This window comes from Anaerococcus vaginimassiliensis, assembly GCF_900626155.1.
Lineage (GTDB): Bacteria > Bacillota > Clostridia > Tissierellales > Peptoniphilaceae > Anaerococcus > Anaerococcus vaginimassiliensis.
Genome location: NZ_LR130844.1, coordinates 669,884 through 687,939 on the forward strand (window position 1 = coordinate 669,884; position 18,056 = coordinate 687,939).

14 protein-coding genes are annotated in these 18,056 nt (G+C 32.1%); 8 read left to right on the forward strand and 6 right to left on the reverse strand.

From position 1 onward, the window contains the following. The first annotated feature begins 191 nt into the window (after window positions 1-191). Complete coding sequence (locus tag E0D87_RS03465; RefSeq protein ID WP_130819356.1) at window positions 192-1,796, forward strand: Na+/H+ antiporter NhaC family protein; 1,605 nt, start codon at window positions 192-194, stop codon at window positions 1,794-1,796. A gap of 99 nt (window positions 1,797-1,895) precedes the next feature. Next, window positions 1,896-3,224, forward strand: a complete 1,329-nt coding sequence (locus E0D87_RS03470) for a hemolysin family protein (RefSeq protein ID WP_130819357.1) — start codon at window positions 1,896-1,898, stop codon at window positions 3,222-3,224. 207 nt (window positions 3,225-3,431) lie between these two features. On the opposite strand, the gene E0D87_RS03475 is transcribed toward E0D87_RS03470, so the two are convergent. The 4 genes from E0D87_RS03475 to E0D87_RS03490 all read right to left on the reverse strand — a co-directional run bounded on the left by E0D87_RS03475 (window position 3,432) and on the right by E0D87_RS03490 (window position 7,363). Further along, complete coding sequence (locus E0D87_RS03475; protein ID WP_130819358.1) at window positions 3,432-5,105, reverse strand: FAD-dependent oxidoreductase; 1,674 nt, start codon at window positions 5,103-5,105, stop codon at window positions 3,432-3,434. Window positions 5,106-5,282: 177 nt separating this feature from the next. Further along, a complete protein-coding gene (locus E0D87_RS03480; protein WP_130819359.1) occupies window positions 5,283-5,756 on the reverse strand; it encodes a PTS sugar transporter subunit IIB in 474 nt (157 codons plus the stop codon). Between the two features lie 168 nt (window positions 5,757-5,924). Beyond that, window positions 5,925-6,944, reverse strand: coding sequence for a UDP-glucose 4-epimerase GalE (gene galE, locus E0D87_RS03485; RefSeq protein WP_130819360.1), 1,020 nt, complete (start codon window positions 6,942-6,944; stop codon window positions 5,925-5,927). 32 nt (window positions 6,945-6,976) lie between these two features. Further along, window positions 6,977-7,363, reverse strand: coding sequence for a PTS sugar transporter subunit IIA (locus tag E0D87_RS03490; RefSeq protein ID WP_130819361.1), 387 nt, complete (start codon window positions 7,361-7,363; stop codon window positions 6,977-6,979). A gap of 362 nt (window positions 7,364-7,725) precedes the next feature. On the opposite strand from E0D87_RS03490, the gene thrS reads away from it, so the two are divergent. From thrS to E0D87_RS03510, 4 genes are all read left to right on the forward strand, one after another. Then, the gene (gene thrS, locus E0D87_RS03495; RefSeq protein WP_130819362.1) at window positions 7,726-9,648 is read left to right on the forward strand and encodes a threonine--tRNA ligase; all 1,923 of its coding nucleotides are present in this window, start codon (window positions 7,726-7,728) and stop codon (window positions 9,646-9,648) included. Window positions 9,649-9,779: 131 nt separating this feature from the next. Then, complete coding sequence (locus E0D87_RS03500) at window positions 9,780-10,964, forward strand: carboxylate--amine ligase (protein ID WP_130819363.1); 1,185 nt, start codon at window positions 9,780-9,782, stop codon at window positions 10,962-10,964. Window positions 10,965-11,646: 682 nt separating this feature from the next. Continuing rightward, window positions 11,647-12,456: an ATP-grasp domain-containing protein gene (locus tag E0D87_RS09355; protein WP_423190628.1), complete on the forward strand. Its 810-nt coding sequence runs from the start codon at window positions 11,647-11,649 to the stop codon at window positions 12,454-12,456. 178 nt (window positions 12,457-12,634) lie between these two features. Continuing rightward, entirely contained in the window at window positions 12,635-14,005 is a 1,371-nt protein-coding gene (locus tag E0D87_RS03510) for an MATE family efflux transporter (RefSeq protein WP_130819364.1), read from the forward strand. A gap of 35 nt (window positions 14,006-14,040) precedes the next feature. On the opposite strand, the gene E0D87_RS03515 is transcribed toward E0D87_RS03510, so the two are convergent. Beyond that, window positions 14,041-14,904, reverse strand: a complete 864-nt coding sequence (locus E0D87_RS03515) for a hypothetical protein (RefSeq protein WP_130819365.1) — start codon at window positions 14,902-14,904, stop codon at window positions 14,041-14,043. Between the two features lie 68 nt (window positions 14,905-14,972). Here E0D87_RS03515 and E0D87_RS03520 point away from each other — a divergent pair, with 68 nt between their 5' ends. Together E0D87_RS03520 and E0D87_RS03525 are read left to right on the forward strand one after the other, a co-directional pair. Continuing rightward, entirely contained in the window at window positions 14,973-15,593 is a 621-nt protein-coding gene (locus E0D87_RS03520; protein WP_130819366.1) for a hypothetical protein, read from the forward strand. After that, the gene (locus E0D87_RS03525; RefSeq protein WP_130819367.1) at window positions 15,583-16,491 is read left to right on the forward strand and encodes a CPBP family intramembrane glutamic endopeptidase; all 909 of its coding nucleotides are present in this window, start codon (window positions 15,583-15,585) and stop codon (window positions 16,489-16,491) included. The genes E0D87_RS03520 and E0D87_RS03525 overlap by 11 nt, the downstream gene beginning before the upstream one ends. Before the next feature lie 32 nt (window positions 16,492-16,523). Here the strand turns inward: E0D87_RS03525 and E0D87_RS03530 are convergent, their stop codons facing one another. After that, complete coding sequence (locus E0D87_RS03530) at window positions 16,524-17,795, reverse strand: glucose-6-phosphate isomerase (RefSeq protein WP_130819368.1); 1,272 nt, start codon at window positions 17,793-17,795, stop codon at window positions 16,524-16,526. Between the last annotated feature and the right edge of the window lie 261 nt (window positions 17,796-18,056).

Consider the following 18,056-nt stretch of genomic DNA (forward strand, 5'->3'; position numbering starts at 1 on the left):
TCTTCTTTTTTATATTGTTTAAGAGGTAAAAGACCTTTAATATATATAAAAAATAAGTATAGTATAAGACGCACGGCAATTTATTTGAGTTTATTGTAAGAATTAAAATGTAAAGGATACGACACATGTTCTTTGGCATTTTGTTAGTAAAGCCTGCCTTATAAATATTTAAAACTCATAGAGAGGTCTTTATGGATAGTAAAAAATTGAAACCAGCCCTAGGGATTGCTATTTTATCTCTAGGACTTGCTATATATATTTCAAATACAGGAGTTGTTACTGAGGCTAGTATTTGGTCGCTTTTCCCACCATTGGTAGCTATTTTCGTAGCTTTGTTTACTAAAGAAGTTTTTTCTTCTTTGTTTTTAGGAATAGTAACTGGAGCAATCCTTGCATCAGGTGGATCAGTCGCAGCTTTTCTAAATAATGTAGTATATGAAGGATTTATTACTTCTATTTCACAAACGTCAGGTATATTTATATTTTTAGTTGTACTTGGAATTATGGTAGTGTTAATCAATTTTTCTGGAGGATCCAAAGCTTTTGGAAATTGGGCTAACGCTAGGATTAAAACAAGGAAACAATCGCAGATAGCGACCTTTTTCTTATGTATAATGCTATTTATTGATGATTATTTCAATTGCTTGACAAGTGGGTCTGTTATGAAGTCTATAACTGATTCTCACAAGGTATCAAGGGCAAAGCTTGCCTACATAATAGATGCAACTGCAGCACCAGTTTGTATGATAGCTCCTATATCTTCATGGGCAGCTGCCGTTTCTGGTTACGCAGAAAATAGCCACATGTCAGGTATAGAGCTATTTGTAAAGTCAATCCCCTTTAATTTCTATTCGCTTTTAACCTTGGTTTTTGTAGTATGTATTATTGTTTTTGACAATGATTTTGGTCCAATGAAGACCTTTGAAGAAAAAGCTATGAATGAAGGAGAATTAGGAATAAGTAAGGACGTAACAATAGATGCATCTCATGGACATGAAAGTGGATCTGTAATTGATTTGGTTTTTCCAATTATTACATTAATTGTATCTTGCGTTATGAGTTTAATTAATGTCGGAGGATTTTTCGATGTTAAAAGTCCTTACTATCACGATTTTGTAAATGCTTTTGCAAATACTGATTCATCAGTAGCTCTAGCTATGGGATCACTTGTTGCACTTGTAATTACGATTGGGTTTTTTGTAGGGAAAAAAGCTTTGACTTTTGAAAAGTCAATGGATGCTATTTCGGAAGGTTTTTCTTCAATGGTATCTGCCATTTTGATTTTGACAATGGCAACAAGCCTTAAAAACATATCTAACGACTTATTAGGATCAACTGAATATGTGGGTGGTCTTATGGAAAATGCAGCAGGAAGTCTCAATTCATTTTTACCTGTTGTAATCTTTGTTGTAGCAATATTTCTTGCCTTTGCAACAGGGACTAGTTGGGGAACCTTTGGGATTTTGATACCAATTGTAGTTTCTATGTTTGAGCCTACAAATCCAATATTTTTCATAGGGATATCTGCAACTTTATCAGGAGCCGTTTGTGGAGACCACCTATCACCAATATCAGATACAACTATTATGTCATCGACAGGAGCAGGTTGTATTCATATAGACCATGTCAAAACACAACTACCATATGGTATGACTGTTGCAGCTATTGCTTCTGTGGCTTATATTATAGCAGGATTTACTCACTCAGCAGCCATATCTCTAGCCTTTGGTATAATTGCAATTTTAACTTTGATGTATATATTAAAAACAAGAAATAAGAAGGAGCTTAGCCTATAAAAGGCTGGCTTTTTTTTGTACATAAATGTTTTGACAATAGTAATTTTATTGTATATAGTTATTCTTAGATATAGAAAAAAGAACGGAGAGATATTATAAATGGACCAAGGACCCTACCATAGTTTAGTTACAAGTCTTATTACAATTTTATTTTTAGTAGTTAATGGAGCTTTTACAGCTATACATACGGGATTAATAACATTAAATCCAAGCAAGTTGGAAGAAGAAAAAGAAAACGACGCAAGAGCAAACACTATTTTAAAAGTTATATCTAATCAGGATAGACTAAATCAATCTTTTGATATAATAAACATCATCTTTTCACTTTTAACAATTGCTTATTTTGCCAAAAGATTAAGTGAAGTTAGCTCTGATGGATTTTTCTTTGGTGGTTTCTTATCTTTAAGGTGGATGACCTTTATTGCAATAGTTATATACGCAATCCTTAAAGTTATATTTGTAGATAAAATACCCCAAAGAATTGGAGTAAGATTTCCTATGGAAATAACTAGATCTACTGTAGGTATTACTAAATTTGTAATGTTTTTGACCAAACCTTTGGTTACTATAACGACTTCTGTTACCAATCTTTTGATGAATATATTTGGAATAGAAGCTAAGAATATCCAAAAACAAGTTACCAATGAACAGATCAAGTCTATAGTTCAAATAGGTGAAGACCAAGGTATTCTAAGACCAATGGAGTCAAAAATGATTCATTCTATAATGGCCTTTGATGACCTATTAGCAGAAGAGATAATGACAGCGAGAACTGACGTATTTATGATTGATATAGCTGATAGGGATAGGGAATATCTAGATGAATTTGTAAAGATTAAACACGCAAGGATTCCTGTATATGAAGATGAACTTGATAATATATTAGGGATCGTATATACAAAAGATTATCTACTAGAGGCTACCAGGGTTGGACTTAGAAATGTAGATATAAAGGAAATACTAAGACCTGCCTACTTTGCCCCAGATAAGATTGAAACAGACAAGCTATTTTCTGATATGCAAAAAAAACACATCCATATGGCTATTTTGATAGATGAATATGGTGGATTTTCTGGAGTTGTGACTATGGAAGACCTTATCGAGGAGATAGTCGGAGATATTGATGATAGTTTTGATAATGATACTCCAGAGATAAAAGAAAATGGAAAAAATGTATTTGTTGTAAAAGGGTCTATAGGAATTAAAGATTTAAATGAAAAGGTAGATATAGACATAGACGAAGATAACGAAAACTACGATTCTCTTGGAGGTTTTATAATAGATAGGTTGGGTTATATACCAGATGAAACCTCCAATGTAACCTTAAATTATAATGGTTATGAGATAAAAATCCTCTACATTGAAGAAAATAGGATTAAAGCAGTTAGACTTAGAAAATTAAAAAAACAAAACCAGAAAGAAGACTAAAATAACCCTATTTAAGATGATTTAGAAGTTATCTTGATAGATTTTTTGTAGACTTACTAAAAAACATTTATAATAGAATTAGCCCTAAAGGATGAGAACAATTCTCAAATCCCTCAGGGCTTTTATTTTAATAAAAATGATATTATTTTTTATAATAATAAGAAAATAAAAGAAGTATCGGAGATTTTACTCTTACATTTCTAATACTTATATATTTTTATCAATCATATTTGTTTCAGCCATCTTATCGTATTTTTCGAAAAAGACAAAGGATCCATCTAGAATATAAATATTATCAAAGCCGTAATTAGCTAACAATTTCGCAGTATTTGATGATTTTCCTCCATTTGTATCATATAAAACAATTTTCTTATCCCTAGGAAGAAAAGAGTGGTCATCTCTAAAGTTTATTCCATCAAGGGATTTGGCAGTCTTTATATGAGCTTTTTCATAAGAATTTTTATCTCTTAAATCATAGATTTCATAGGCTTTATAATTCTCTATCAAGTCTTTTATTTTAACAGCTTTAAGTTTACCTTCAAAAATATTTATTGCCTGATTGGCTAGGATATTTGTAGCATCTTCTACAGTTGAATATAAGGGTTGGTAGGCAAGTTCTAAGTCATAGAGATCATATATTGTGGCTTTTCTTTTAATCATTGAAGCTATAACGTCAATTCTCTTATCAACTACACCATATCCTAGGCCCTGAGCTCCATAAATTGTCCCATCATTCTTATCAAAAAGTATTTTTAGGTATATTGGTTTGGAGTCGGGCATAATAGCAACAGAATCCCTATGGGAAATAAGAACACTTTCGTAGGAAAATCCCGACTTTTCTAAACTAGCCTCATTAAGACCAGTCATGGCTATATTTAGGTCGAAGCTTCTTAGGGCAAATGTTCCTATAAATTCAGGAGGATTGGCTTTTTTACCCAAAAGATATTTTGCAAGAAATTTTGCTTGCCTGTGGGCAGGCCAAGCGAGATTAAGCTTAGTTTTTTCCTTTGTTATAAAATTTATAGGATTTATTACATCGCCTATTGCAAAGATAGCTTCATCACTTGTCCTAAAATTAACATCTACACTTATGGACCTGTCTTCTTCGAGATTAAGTCCCGCATTTTTTGCAAGATCACTTGAAGGTCTTGCTCCAAGGGCAAGAATTACTAGGTCGGCGTTTTCTTCTGATCCATCATCGAATTTAACAAAATTCTTATCGATTTCTACAAGAGATTTCCCCTCGATAATATTTACATTATTTTCTTTGATATTTTCTTTAATAAAACCCTTAAGGTCCATATCTATAATTGATAAAAGAGAAGTGTTTTTTCTTATAAGCATAGAAATATTGATATTTCCAAGCTTATGGATTGATTCGGCAGTCTCTATTGCAACAAAACCACCACCTGCTATAAATACATTCTTTACCTTTTCTTCTTCAATATAGGACCTTATTTTCTCAACATCAACTACATTTTTGACAGAAAAAACATGAGGGTTATCATAACCGCTAATAGAAGATGGACGATTTTCCTTACTTCCTGGAGCAAGGATTAGATAATCATAAGTTTCGTTAAAGATGGTATTATTTTCTTTATCTAAAACTTCTACATATTTTTCTTTTCTATTTATTGAAATAACCTCGTGGTATCTCTTAGCTTTTATATTGTATCCCTTCAAAAAAGATTCGGGAGTTCTATTTATAAGAGAAGAGGAGTTTTCTATTTCATAAGAAAGGTAGTAGGGAATCTCACAATTACCGAAAGATAGGTCCCTATCCTTTTCAAACATTACTATTTCACAAGTTTCATCTAACCTTCTAAGATTTGCTGCAAAGGTTGCTCCACCCGCAACAGCTCCAACTATAACAACTTTCATATATACCTCCTCTTTCTTCTTTCTTTTAAAGTTTTACCCTAAAGGAGGAAATTTATTCTTTTTTTAAGTCCTTAGTCTATTATTTTTCTAAATAAGATATTTATAACTAAAACTCAGGTCTTAAAAATAAGCAAAAAATATGTCAGAAGTATTTTGTTACTCCTGACATATTTATTCCTAGAATAAAGCATTTTCATCTATCGCTTTATCTTCATGTAAAGTTCTTACATCTATACTAATATTTTTATCGTTAATTTTCTTAAGAAAAACTTTATCTTCTTCTCCAAGATAAACATTGTCGGTTATCTTCTCTTTGTTAGGTAGACTTCTAATGTTTCCAACATTTACGCTTTTTATATCAAGACCTGCTTCTACTAATTTGTAAGCATCCTCTGGACTTTCAACAAGGATCATTGCCTTTTTATCTTCAAAGCTATCTTCTAGGTCTCTTGTTGTTCTATCAATCGTCCAGAATACTGTTTCTGCAAAAATTGGTGTAGCTATATTCATTAATTTTTGTTGGTCTCTATCTTCTGATATTATATCATTAGCAACTACTATAAGATCGGCACCCTCTTTTTTGACCCAATCTCTACCAACTTGCCCGTGAAGCAATCTATCATCTATTCTTGTAAATACTATTTCTGCCATAATTTACTCCTCATAATTCCTATTTTTAAGTCATCCTATAATTTATATGCTATATTATAAGGTGAAAAAAACTTTTGTCAAATGTTTAAATTTAAATATTTAGAGGAAATTTTCTGTAAATAAGTGGGAAAATATTTCCAATAAAAATTACTATATGAAAGTTTATTTCTAACCCTCGTAGCCGTTAGGATTTTGTGATTGCCACCTCCATGAATCAGCACACATTTCTTCTATTCCATTTTCTGCCTTCCAAGCTAAGAGTTTATAAGCTTTCTCGGCATTTGCGTAGGAAGTTGCTATATCACCATCTCTTCTTTCTACTACCTCGTAAGGGATATTTTTACCTGAGGCTTTTTCAAAAGCCTTTACTACATCTAAGACAGAATATCCATTTCCAGTAGCAAGATTAATTATTTCTAGTTTATCTAAATTATCGAAATTTTCTACAGCAGCGAGGTGACCTTTAGCTAAATCTACTACATGGATATAGTCCCTAACACCTGTCCCATCAGGAGTATCATAATCATCACCGAATACCTTTAGGTAAGGAAGTTTACCTGATGCTACTTGGGCAACATAAGGAAGGAGATTATTAGGTATCCCCTTTGGATCTTCGCCAATTTTTCCCGATTTGTGAGCACCTATTGGGTTAAAGTACCTTAAAAGGACTATCTTCCATTCTGGATCAGAAATGTGTAAGTCAGTCATTATTTGCTCCATCATAGACTTTGACCAACCATAAGGATTTGTACAATCTCTTTTTGGAAAATCTTCTGTAATTGGGAATTTGTCAGGATTCCCATAAACTGTGGCAGAGGATGAAAATATTATATTTTTACAAGAAACTTCATCCATAGCTTCTAAGAGGCAAAGAGTGCCAGCTATATTATTATGATAGTACGAAAGAGGTAATTTTACTGATTCGCTAACTGATTTAAGGGCTGCACAATGAATTACTAGGTCAATTTTTTCATTTATAAGAACATATTTTAGTTTTTCCTTATCTAATATATCAGCCTTATAAAATTTAAGTTTCTTATTAGTAATCTCTTCTACCCTATCGAGGGACACTTTTGATGAGTTTGATAAATTGTCATAGATTATGACTTGGTAGTTGCTATTTAATAATTCTACGGCTATATGGCTTCCTATATAGCCAGCTCCTCCTGTAATTAGTATGTTTTTCATATAATCTCCTATAGTTTGTATGTAGATAAAATTTATTTGTATTCTGTTATAGATCTCTTGCTTGTTCTTAGAATTTCTTCTACAAGGTGATCTTTATCTTTAATATCTAAGGTAAGTGCTTGGTAGAGCATTTCAAAATTTAACCCACAGATAAAACTTACATTTTTCTTCTTAGAAAGTGTTAGGACAGCTCTATTAAAGGGAGTTCCGCCTGTCATATCACAAAGTACTAAGATGTTATCGCAAGAATGTAGGTCTTCGTAGGCTTTAAGTAAATCTTTATCTAAATTTTCGAAGTTTTCTCCATTGTGAAGTTCACATATTTTAACGTTTGGAAAATCTCCAGCTATCATTCTAACGCTAGAATAAACGCCTGAGGCAAGATTTCCGTGACTAGTTAGTATAATTCCGTTTGACATTTAATTTCCTCGTTATTTGTTATATATCTATTATAATTGATAGCAAACTATGGGTCAATTTGCAGTAAATTTAATAAAAATTTGAAAATGTCAATTTTAACGGTAATATAAGTTTATAATTAATATTTGACTAAGATAGGGACCTTTAATTATAGATGTATTTACAGAAAGAAACGGTAGTTGAGATGTTTCAGTACAAAAATTAAAGTACCACCCTAGAGTTTTTCATGTAATGTGAAACGTTTGGGCGCGATAAGCCTTCTAATGAGTTAAAAATTAGGTGGAACCACGAACGAAAGACGTATCGTCCTATAGCCAGACTGGCTGGGAGATACGTCTATTTTTATTTTAAAGGAGATTTTATGATTAATATTAAGTTACCTGATGGATCAAACAAAGAATATGAAAGTGGAGTTCTTGTTGGTGATGTAACAAAAGATATTTCTATGGGTCTTTTTAGAGCGGCAGTTGGTGCTGTTGTTAATGGAAGAGTCATGGGATTTGCTGAGCCAATTGAAGAAGATTGTGATTTTAAAGTAGTGAAATTTGATGATAAAGAAGGAAAAGAGATTTTCTGGCATACATCATCACACGTTATGGCAGCTGCTATAAAAGAACTTTATCCAGATACAAAATTTGCAATAGGACCTGCTATTGATGACGGTTTCTATTATGATATGGAACTTGACCATAGATTTGTACCAGAAGATTTGGAAAAAATTGAAAAGAAAATGCTTGAGATTGCAAAACGAGATCTTAAGCTTGAAAGAGTTGAAATTTCTAGAGAAGAAGCTTTGGAAATGTTTAAAAAAGAAGGTCAAGACTACAAGGTTGAGCTTATAAATGATCTTCCAGAAGATGAGTTGATTACTCTTTACAAAATGGGAGATGCTTTCACAGACCTTTGTAGAGGACCACACCTTCTATCAACAAAACAAATAAAGGCTGTTAAGCTTAAAACAATAGCTGGTGCTTATTGGAGAGGTGATTCTGATAGACAAATGCTTCAAAGAATCTACGGTATTACTTTTGAAAAAGCTAAACAACTAGAAGAGTATGAAGAACTTCAAAAAGAAATTGAAAAAAGAGATCACAGAAAGATAGGTCGTGAGATGAACCTATTTGCCTTCCACGAAGAAGGACCAGGATTTCCATTCTTCCATCCAAATGGAATGATACTAATGAATGAACTTCTTGGTTGGTGGACAGATGTTCTTAATGAAAATGGATACGGAGAAATCAAAACTCCTCTTATCCTAAATGAAGCCTTGTGGCATAAATCTGGTCACTGGGATCATTACAAAGAAAATATGTACTTTACAGAAATAGATGGTGAAGCATATGCTGTAAAACCAATGAACTGCCCAGGATCTGTTCTAACATATGCTGCTAACCAACACTCTTATAGAGATCTTCCTATTAGACTTGCTGAGTATGGACAAGTTCATAGACATGAACTATCAGGTACTTTACACGGACTTTTCAGAGTTAGAACATTTACCCAAGATGATGCCCACGTTTATTGTACGCCTAACCAAATCAAGGAAGAAGTTTATAGAATGATCGACCTTGCTGACCTTCTCTACTCAACATTTGGATTCAAATATACAATCGAGCTATCAACAAGACCAGATGACTTCATGGGAGATATCAAGGATTGGGACTTTGCAGAAGAGCAACTTAAAAAAGCCTTAGAAGAACGTGGAATTGAGTATGAAATAAACCCAGGCGATGGTGCTTTCTATGGTCCAAAGATAGACTTCCATTTACTAGACGCAGCTAAGAGAGAATGGCAATGTGGAACTATCCAACTAGACTTCCAACTACCACAAAACTTTGATTTAACATATATAGATGAAAATGGTGAAAAACAAAGACCAGTAATGCTTCACAGAGCACTTCTAGGTTCTATCGAAAGATTTATCGGAGTTCTAACAGAACACTTTGCAGGAAGATTCCCACTATGGTTAAACCCACAACAAGTAGAAATAATTCCAGTATCAGATAAATTCATAGACTATGCCGAAGAATTAAAACAAAAAATCAAAGAAGCTGGTTTTAGAGTAAATATAGACTACAGAAATGAAGGTGTAGGATATAAGATAAGACAAGCTCAACTTATGAGAACAAACTACATGCTAGTAGTTGGTGAAAAGGAAGAAACTTCTGGAAAACTAACTGTAAGAAACAGAGACGGAGAAGAAACACCAGATGTATCCTTAGATGAGTTTATAGAAAAAATCTCAGAAGAAAAAGCTTCTAAGTCAAAAGAATCTATATTTTAATCATAATATTTAACGAAATTAGGGTTATAATGAATGTACGAACTTTTAGTTCCGTACCATTATTTCCCTTATTTCTTTGACTTTGTAAATTATATAATTTATATAAATAATAGACTAGGAGCTTAAATTTTATGAAAAAATATAATGTAATAATTCTAGGAACAGACATAGCGTGCTATTCACTAGCAAGAAGCTATTACGAAGCATTTGGAGAGAAGGCAATAGTATGTGCCCAATCGATCCTAATTCCCTTTGTAAATACCAAAATAGCAGATATTTACCTAAAAGATGACTTTGCAACAAGTGCTAAAACAGATGACGCGTTTGTAGAACACTTAAACGAAGTAGCCAAGAAAAATCCAGCAGAAGAATATGTAATATTTCTCCCATACGAAGAATACCTAAACAAACTTCAAAGAAATATGGACAAACTAAACTTCAAAGTAAAAATTCCATATCCAGACCAAGAAAGAGCAAATAAACTAATCCACAAATCAGAATTCTATGCATACCTTGAAACAATAGGAGTAAACTATCCAAAAACTCAAGTAATAGACAAAAACACAATAGAAGAGTTAAAACTTGACGGAGATTTGTTTATGAAGCCAGACAACTTCGAAGAATTTGAGAACCTACAAGGCTTAGAAAATCTCAAAAAAGGCTATAAACTATCATCAAGAAAAGAATGCATAGAAACACTAAAAGAAATATACCAAACAAACTACTCCTCAAAAATGATAGTACAAGAATACATAAACGGCGGAGACGGCACAGAGTATTCAATAAACGGCTATAGAGGAAAAAACGGAAAAATATCAATGGTCTTAGCAAGAAACCTATTATCAGATCATAGAGATATGTGGGTAGGTAACCACCTAATCCAAGTAGACTATGAAGATAACAGACTATATGACCTAGCCAAAAAAATAGTAGACGGAATGAACTACAGAGGACTATTTAACCTAGACTTTAAAATAGACTCTAAAACAGGAAAAATATACGTCTTTGAAATGAATATAAGACAAGGCAGGACCTTCTATTACACAACCCTATCAGGAGTAAACCTAATAGAAGCAGCAGTAAAAGACCTAGTATATGAAAAAGCAGAAGAAAAAAGACCAGACAAAGAATTTATGCTAAGAACCCTAAGCGATTCATGCCTAAAGGATAAAATAAAAGATGAATTCAAAGATATCTATGAAAAGAGAGTAGATATTAGTTTAAATCCTATGGAAAATAATTTAGAAAAGTCTCTAAAGAGAAAGTGGCTAGTTCATAGAAGTATAAAATCACTTGAAAAAGAAATATATGGATGATAAAACATATTTGTGTAAGTGATAATTTATTTGTACGAATATAATCGGATGAAATAGAAGAGAAAAGGTGTAGTATTTTATGAAAAAATATAATGTAATAATTCTAGGAACAGACATAGCGTGCTATTCACTAGCAAGAAGCTATTACGAAGCATTTGGAGAGAAGGCAATAGTATGTGCCCAATCGATCCTAATTCCCTTTGTAAATACCAAAATAGCAGATATTTACCTAAAAGATGACTTTGCAACAAGTGCTAAAACAGATGACGCGTTTGTAGAACACTTAAACGAAGTAGCCAAGAAAAATCCAGCAGAAGAATATGTAATATTTCTCCCATACGAAGAATACCTAAACAAACTTCAAAGAAATATGGACAAACTAAACTTCAAAGTAAAAATTCCATATCCAGACCAAGAAAGAGCAAATAAACTAATCCACAAATCAGAATTCTATGCATACCTTGAAACAATAGGAGTAAACTATCCAAAAACTCAAGTAATAGACAAAAACACAATAGAAGAGTTAAAACTTGACGGAGATTTGTTTATGAAGCCAGACAACTTCGAAGAATTTGAGAACCTACAAGGCTTAGAAAATCTCAAAAAAGGCTATAAACTATCATCAAGAAAAGAATGCATAGAAACACTAAAAGAAATATACCAAACAAACTACTCCTCAAAAATGATAGTACAAGAATACATAAACGGCGGAGACGGCACAGAGTATTCAATAAACGGCTATAGAGGAAAAAACGGAAAAATATCAATGGTCTTAGCAAGAAACCTATTATCAGATCATAGAGATATGTGGGTAGGTAACCACCTAATCCAAGTAGACTATGAAGATAACAGACTATATGACCTAGCCAAAAAAATAGTAGACGGAATGAACTACAGAGGACTATTTAACCTAGACTTTAAAATAGACTCTAAAACAGGAAAAATATACGTCTTTGAAATGAATATAAGACAAGGCAGGACCTTCTATTACACAACCCTATCAGGAGTAAACCTAATAGAAGCAGCAGTAAAAGACCTAGTATATGAAAAAGCAGAAGAAAAAAGACCAGACAAAGAATTTATGCTAAGAACCCTAAGCGATTCATGCCTAAAAGATAAAATAAAAGATGAATTCAAAGATATCTACAGCGAAAGGGTAGGTATTAGTCTAAATCCTATGGAAAGTTCTTATGATAATTCACCTAAAAGGTTNTATTACACAACCCTATCAGGAGTAAACCTAATAGAAGCAGCAGTAAAAGACCTAGTATATGAAAAAGCAGAAGAAAAAAGACCAGACAAAGAATTTATGCTAAGAACCCTAAGCGATTCATGCCTAAAAGATAAAATAAAAGATGAATTCAAAGATATCTACAGCGAAAGGGTAGGTATTAGTCTAAATCCTATGGAAAGTTCTTATGATAATTCACCTAAAAGGTTAGAAGGTGTTAAAAAGAGCATAAGTAGACTTGAAAAAGAAATATACAGTTAAAATATTTTAAATAAACATCATTTTTAAAGAAAAGCCTAAAAATTATGGCATCTAGTAAAAAATAGAGTTTAATAGAAAGAGTCGAAAAACTTAGTGGGAATTTGTTTAACTAAATAAGATGTAAGGAGATATCGGCAGGTCCGGTATCTCTTATATTGCACAATTTGAAGGAGGTTTTATGGAAAATATTGAAAGTAATAAAGAAAATATAATGGGTACCATGCCCGTTGGACAACTTCTTGTTAAGATGAGTATTCCAATGGTAATTTCAATGCTTGTCCAATCAATCTACAACGTTGTGGATTCTATTTTTGTGGCAAGAGTTTCTGAAGAAGCTCTTACGGCAGTATCTCTTGCATTTCCTGTTCAAAATATTATGCTTGCCTTTGCTATTGGTATTTCAGTTGGAGCTAGCGCTCTTTTAAGTAGGTATCTCGGTATGGGAGATAAGAGAAGAGTTGGGTCTGTTGCCATGCACGGAGTTGCCTTATCTTTGATTGCGTATGTAGTATTTGCTCTATTAGGATTTTTCTTTACAGATTTTTTTGCAAATAGTCAGGCAGCCAGTAGCCAAATTGTAGCATATACCAAAGATTATTTATGGTTAATAACTGTATTTGGGATAGGAGTATTTTTCCAAGTACTAGCTGAGAAACTACTTCAAGCGACATCGCTTACTTTTTATACTATGATTGTTCAAATATCAGGGGCCTTGATTAATCTTATCTTAGATCCTATTTTTATATTTGGCCTTTTTGGTTTTCCAAGAATGGAAGTAAAAGGAGCTGCCCTTGCGACTGTTATAGGACAAGTTGGTGGAGCTATTATTGGTCTTATTTTAAATAAAACTAAAAATACTGACATAGTTGTTGATTTTAAACATTTTAGGTTTCATGGAGATATTTTAAAGCAAATATTCTGGATTGGTATCCCATCAATAGTTATGAATGCTATATCATCTGTAATTATTTTTATCCTAAACTCTATGCTTAGAGTATTTGGTCAATCAGCCATAGCAGCCTATGGAGTAATGTTTAAACTTCAATCATTTGCTTTCTTGCCAATTATAGGAATATCAAATGCTATGGTATCAATCATATCCTTTAACTACGGAGCAAGACATGTTTCAAGGATCAAAAGATCAATCAAACTTGCCCTAATATCTGGATTTGCCCTAGTAGGAATTGCTACAATAGCCTTGTGGATTTTACCAAATCAAATCTTTGATTTATTTAATGCAACTGAAAATATGAGGAAAATAGGTGTACCTATGATTAGGATAGTATCATTGTCATATATAGTTGCCTCAGTTTCTATAATATCCGTCGGCGTTTTCCAAGCTTTGGGTAACTGGAAGTCAGCTATTTTACAATCATTTTTAAGACAGTTTTTTATACTTCTGCCAACATTTTATCTATTATCACTAACAGGTAATATTAATTTGGTTTGGTGGTCATTTTTAATATCTGAGGGTCTAAATACAATAATGTGTATTTATTTCTTAAGAAGAGATATAACAAATAAAATAGAAGTTCTAGAAGAAAGATAAGAAGATCCAACTAAGCTTAAGCCTAGTTGGATTTTTTAGTTGATTCCTACAAAAATATAGTTAATAAATTTAATTTTAAAATAAAATAAGATTTGTCCTATAAAAAATGTTATGAGAGAAGCTAGTACAAGGATAATAGCAGTATCTGTAATAACAAAACTATTTAGAGCAAGATAAACTGATGGGAAGATGTATATATAGACAAAAATCATAAACTTCTCAAAAGTTAACTCTTGAGGGTTTCTAATTTGTTTTAATACCAAATAAATTATAGCCAAAAAAGAAACCAAGTATCCATAGCTTAGAGAAAATCTCTTGTTTATATAAATTTCTCCAATTAATAATACTATAGCTAAAATATAAAGAATAGGATTTATCTTGTTAGCTGCCCTAACTCTAAGCGCCATAACATATACCGAAAAGTAAAGAAATACATCCTTAAAGCTTACAAGATTAATTAAAAGCTTGCTGTAATCGTAATAGAAGAAAACACCTAGGCATAAGATTCCTAGTATGCTCGTAAAGGTATTTCCAAATATTCTATTTGATAGAAATTCAATTAGGAAAAATATACCCACAAGCCCTATCAAATCATAGAAGTTTCTTATATTTAGGTATATATCTGTAACTAAGTCCTTATTTATATTTGGAGTAAAGCCGTTTACAATAAATAAGTTAATTATAGTAAAGGTTAATAGCGGCAGAAATAAGAGGAGGACTTTTTTAGTATCCATAAAAGAAATCATATAGGCAAGATAAGCTATAAGGTAAGAATTAATTAGCCTAAAGATGGTATCTGTATTTAATTTTATTAAAGGAGCAAGAATTGGGGTAAAAAAACTAGTAATTAGAAGTATCAGCCCTAAAAAACTTGCTAGGTGGATATTAATCTTTTTCATATAACAATAATATCATAAATCGCAAAAAAGTTTAATTAAATGATATAATACTTATAAGAGAGGTAAGTATGAGTAAACAAGACAGATCAAACTATGATTTTAGCTACGATATTGATAGAGATAAACAAAGAGAGTTAAAAAGAAAAGAGAGAAGAAGAAAAAAACGTAGGAGAGAGGCGATAATTCGTCTACTTGCTAGTTTAGCCTTGATTGTGGTAATTATTTTTGCTGTAAGTAAGCTATTTAATTCAAATAAAAAAACTGTAGCAAAGATAGAAACAGCAATAAAGACAAATGATAGGGATTATATAGATAAAAATATGGATAGGCTAGGCCTTATCATGGATGCCCTTAGGACTTCTTATTCAGAAGATGAAAACGAAGGCAAGGAATTTCTAAGCAATTGTTTTAAAAACCTTAAATTAACTTATATTGAGGAAAAAAAGGTAACTGGTGGCAAGGAAATCACATTAGAGATAGAAAATATAAACTATGTCGACGTCTATAACAGCCTAGGTGAGGATAAGAGTCACAAAACTTATATGAGTCTTTTAGCTGATGAGAAAAGTCCAAAGAAAAAAGCTAGAGTTACAATTTTTGTTAGAAATAAAGTTTTCAAGAAAAAAATATATGAGTCCAGACCTTTTGTAAATGCTATCTTGGGAGGAGCATTAGACTATGCAAACTAAGGTAGACTTTATTGAAAATGAATCAATTAAAGAAACTTATAGGGTGATGAAGGATAGAAATCCTGTAATCTTCACCCTTATTCTTTTTCTTATAATGCAAGTTGTAGCGGCTCTTGGGATTTCTCTTTTAGGATTATTAGGTAAAAATATTTTAAATATAGAGTTAAAAGGCGACAGCTTAAATATAGCTATTCTAATATCAACTCTTATGGTTAGCCTAGCTACTTATTTTTTTGTAAAAGTCTATCAAAAAAGAACAACTAAGTCCATGGGATTAGCTTCTGATAATAAAATAAAGTCCTATTTTTTAGGAATAGGGATAAGTTTTATTATGCTTAGCCTAGCATTTTTCTTGGCTACTTTTTTTGGTGGTTATGACATAAAGGTAAATACTGAAAATGTAAACCCTCTTGTGTTTGTATTTTTTATATTTGGATGGATGTGTCAGGGTTTTGAGGAAGAATTTATAGTAAGATCTGCTATAATGAATTATTTTGCTAGTAGAAGTGGCGTATTTGTTGGACTTGTTGCTAATAGCCTTATTTTTGCAATCCTACATTTAGGCAATTCATCTTTTAATCTTTTAGCTTTTATCAATTTATTTATAATAGGCTTAGTGTTTTCTATGCTTTTTTATCTCACTGATAATATATATACATCGGCAGGAGCCCACAGCATGTGGAACTTCATGCAAGCAAATATAGTTGGGATAAATGTTAGTGGAATTATAAGTTCTAAAAATTCGATATTTAAGTCTAACCCAACTGGATACTCTTTAATCAGCGGGGGAGCATTTGGGATAGAAGCAAGTATTTTAGTAACTTTTGTTGGACTCATAAGTCTTGTGATTTTATATAAAATAGCTATAAATAAAAACCTTATAAAAAAATCAAATTAAAAAGACCCTGTGAAGGGTCTTTTGTTTTGCTCTTAATAACCAGGTTTTCCTAGAAGTTTAAACATTTGTGCCTTGTATTCTTCAACCCCTGGTTGGTTAAATGGATTTACTCCAAACATATATCCAGAAACTCCAACTCCTATTTCAAAGAAATAGAATAGTTTTGCGATTTCTTTTTCATCAACCTTATCCATTATAATTCTAATGTTTGGAACATTTCCTTTGACGTGGGCTATAGTTGTTCCTTCCATGGCTTGTTTGTTTACAAAGCTCATAGTCTTTCCAGCAAGATAATTTAGTCCGTCTAGGTTGTCCTTATCTTCTTTGATAGTTAAATCTGATTCTTGGTTTTCAATTTCTATTACAGTTTCAAAGAGATTTCTCTTTCCTTCTTGGATCATTTGTCCTACTGAGTGAAGGTCTGTTGTGTTGTTTACAGATACAGGGAAGATTCCTTTGCCATCCTTACCTTCACTTTCCGCATAAAGTTGTTTCCACCATTCTGCTATATATTTTAGTTTAGCTTCGTAATTTACTAAAACTTCTATATCTTTTCCATCTTCTGCTAGCATGTTTCTAATGGCTGCATATTTTATAGCTGGATTGTCGAAAGATTTTTGAGTATATTCATCCATTCCTTCTTTGAATCCTTCCATAAATTTATCTATATCAAGACCTGCTGCTGCAAGTGGCAAAAGACCAACTGCAGATATTACGGAAAATCTTCCACCGATATCATCTGGAACTACAAAAGTTTCGTAACCTTCTGCATCGGCAAGCTCTTTTAAAGCTCCCTTTTGTCTATCAGTTGTAGCAAAAATTCTTTCCTTAGCTTCCTCTTTGCCGTATTTTTCTTCAAGAGCTTCTTTTAAAAACCTAAAAGCAATAGCAGGCTCAGTTGTTGTACCAGATTTAGAAATAACATTTAAACTGTAGTCCTTATCTTTTAGATAATCTAAAAGCTCACTTAGGTATTGGCCAGAAATTTGGTTTCCAGCATAGATTAGCTTAACTTTTCTCTTAGAGTTAAAATAAGAATCACAAGCTACATCTACTGCCTTGATACCTAGGTAGGATCCACCGATTCCAATTGAAACAAGAACATCAGAGTTTTCGTTAATCTTTTTGGCTGCTTTTTTAATTCTGTCAAACTCTTCTTTGTCATAATCAACTGGTCTTTCGATCCAGCCTAGAAAATCATTTCCCTCTCCGCTTTTATTCATGAGGGTATCAAAAGCATCTAGGGCTTTATTCTCATAGCTATCAATTTTGTCTAAGTTTACATTAGTAAAATCTAATTTCATATTCTCCTCCTATTTTCTATATACACATTATACCCGTAAAAGCTATTTTACATTAGCAAAATAAAAGGCGAAGAGTATGGAAAATGTAATAAAATTGGGATATTCGTAATTATAAATTGTTAAAATATTCCAACAAAAATTATATAAAAGAAATTACAAAAATAAAATTATGAACAAGTAAGTGAGAATGATTATACTTATCATATTTAGAATGATAAAAACTTTAGAATGATTCTTGACAAATTAAAAAATAAATACTAT

Coding starts and splice junctions, on each gene's coding strand:
- galE (WP_130819360.1), bottom strand. CDS start 6,944: ATGAAAAACATACTAATTACAGGAGGAGCTGGCTATATAGGAAGCCAT.
- E0D87_RS03480 (WP_130819359.1), bottom strand. CDS start 5,756: ATGGCAGAAATAGTATTTACAAGAATAGATGATAGATTGCTTCACGGG.
- E0D87_RS03510 (WP_130819364.1), top strand. CDS start 12,635: ATGGAAAATATTGAAAGTAATAAAGAAAATATAATGGGTACCATGCCC.
- E0D87_RS03525 (WP_130819367.1), top strand. CDS start 15,583: ATGCAAACTAAGGTAGACTTTATTGAAAATGAATCAATTAAAGAAACT.
- thrS (WP_130819362.1), top strand. CDS start 7,726: ATGATTAATATTAAGTTACCTGATGGATCAAACAAAGAATATGAAAGT.
- E0D87_RS03475 (WP_130819358.1), bottom strand. CDS start 5,105: ATGAAAGTTGTTATAGTTGGAGCTGTTGCGGGTGGAGCAACCTTTGCA.
- E0D87_RS03465 (WP_130819356.1), top strand. CDS start 192: ATGGATAGTAAAAAATTGAAACCAGCCCTAGGGATTGCTATTTTATCT.
- E0D87_RS03470 (WP_130819357.1), top strand. CDS start 1,896: ATGGACCAAGGACCCTACCATAGTTTAGTTACAAGTCTTATTACAATT.
- E0D87_RS03530 (WP_130819368.1), bottom strand. CDS start 17,795: ATGAAATTAGATTTTACTAATGTAAACTTAGACAAAATTGATAGCTAT.
- E0D87_RS03520 (WP_130819366.1), top strand. CDS start 14,973: ATGAGTAAACAAGACAGATCAAACTATGATTTTAGCTACGATATTGAT.
- E0D87_RS03515 (WP_130819365.1), bottom strand. CDS start 14,904: ATGAAAAAGATTAATATCCACCTAGCAAGTTTTTTAGGGCTGATACTT.
- E0D87_RS03500 (WP_130819363.1), top strand. CDS start 9,780: ATGAAAAAATATAATGTAATAATTCTAGGAACAGACATAGCGTGCTAT.
- E0D87_RS03490 (WP_130819361.1), bottom strand. CDS start 7,363: ATGTCAAACGGAATTATACTAACTAGTCACGGAAATCTTGCCTCAGGC.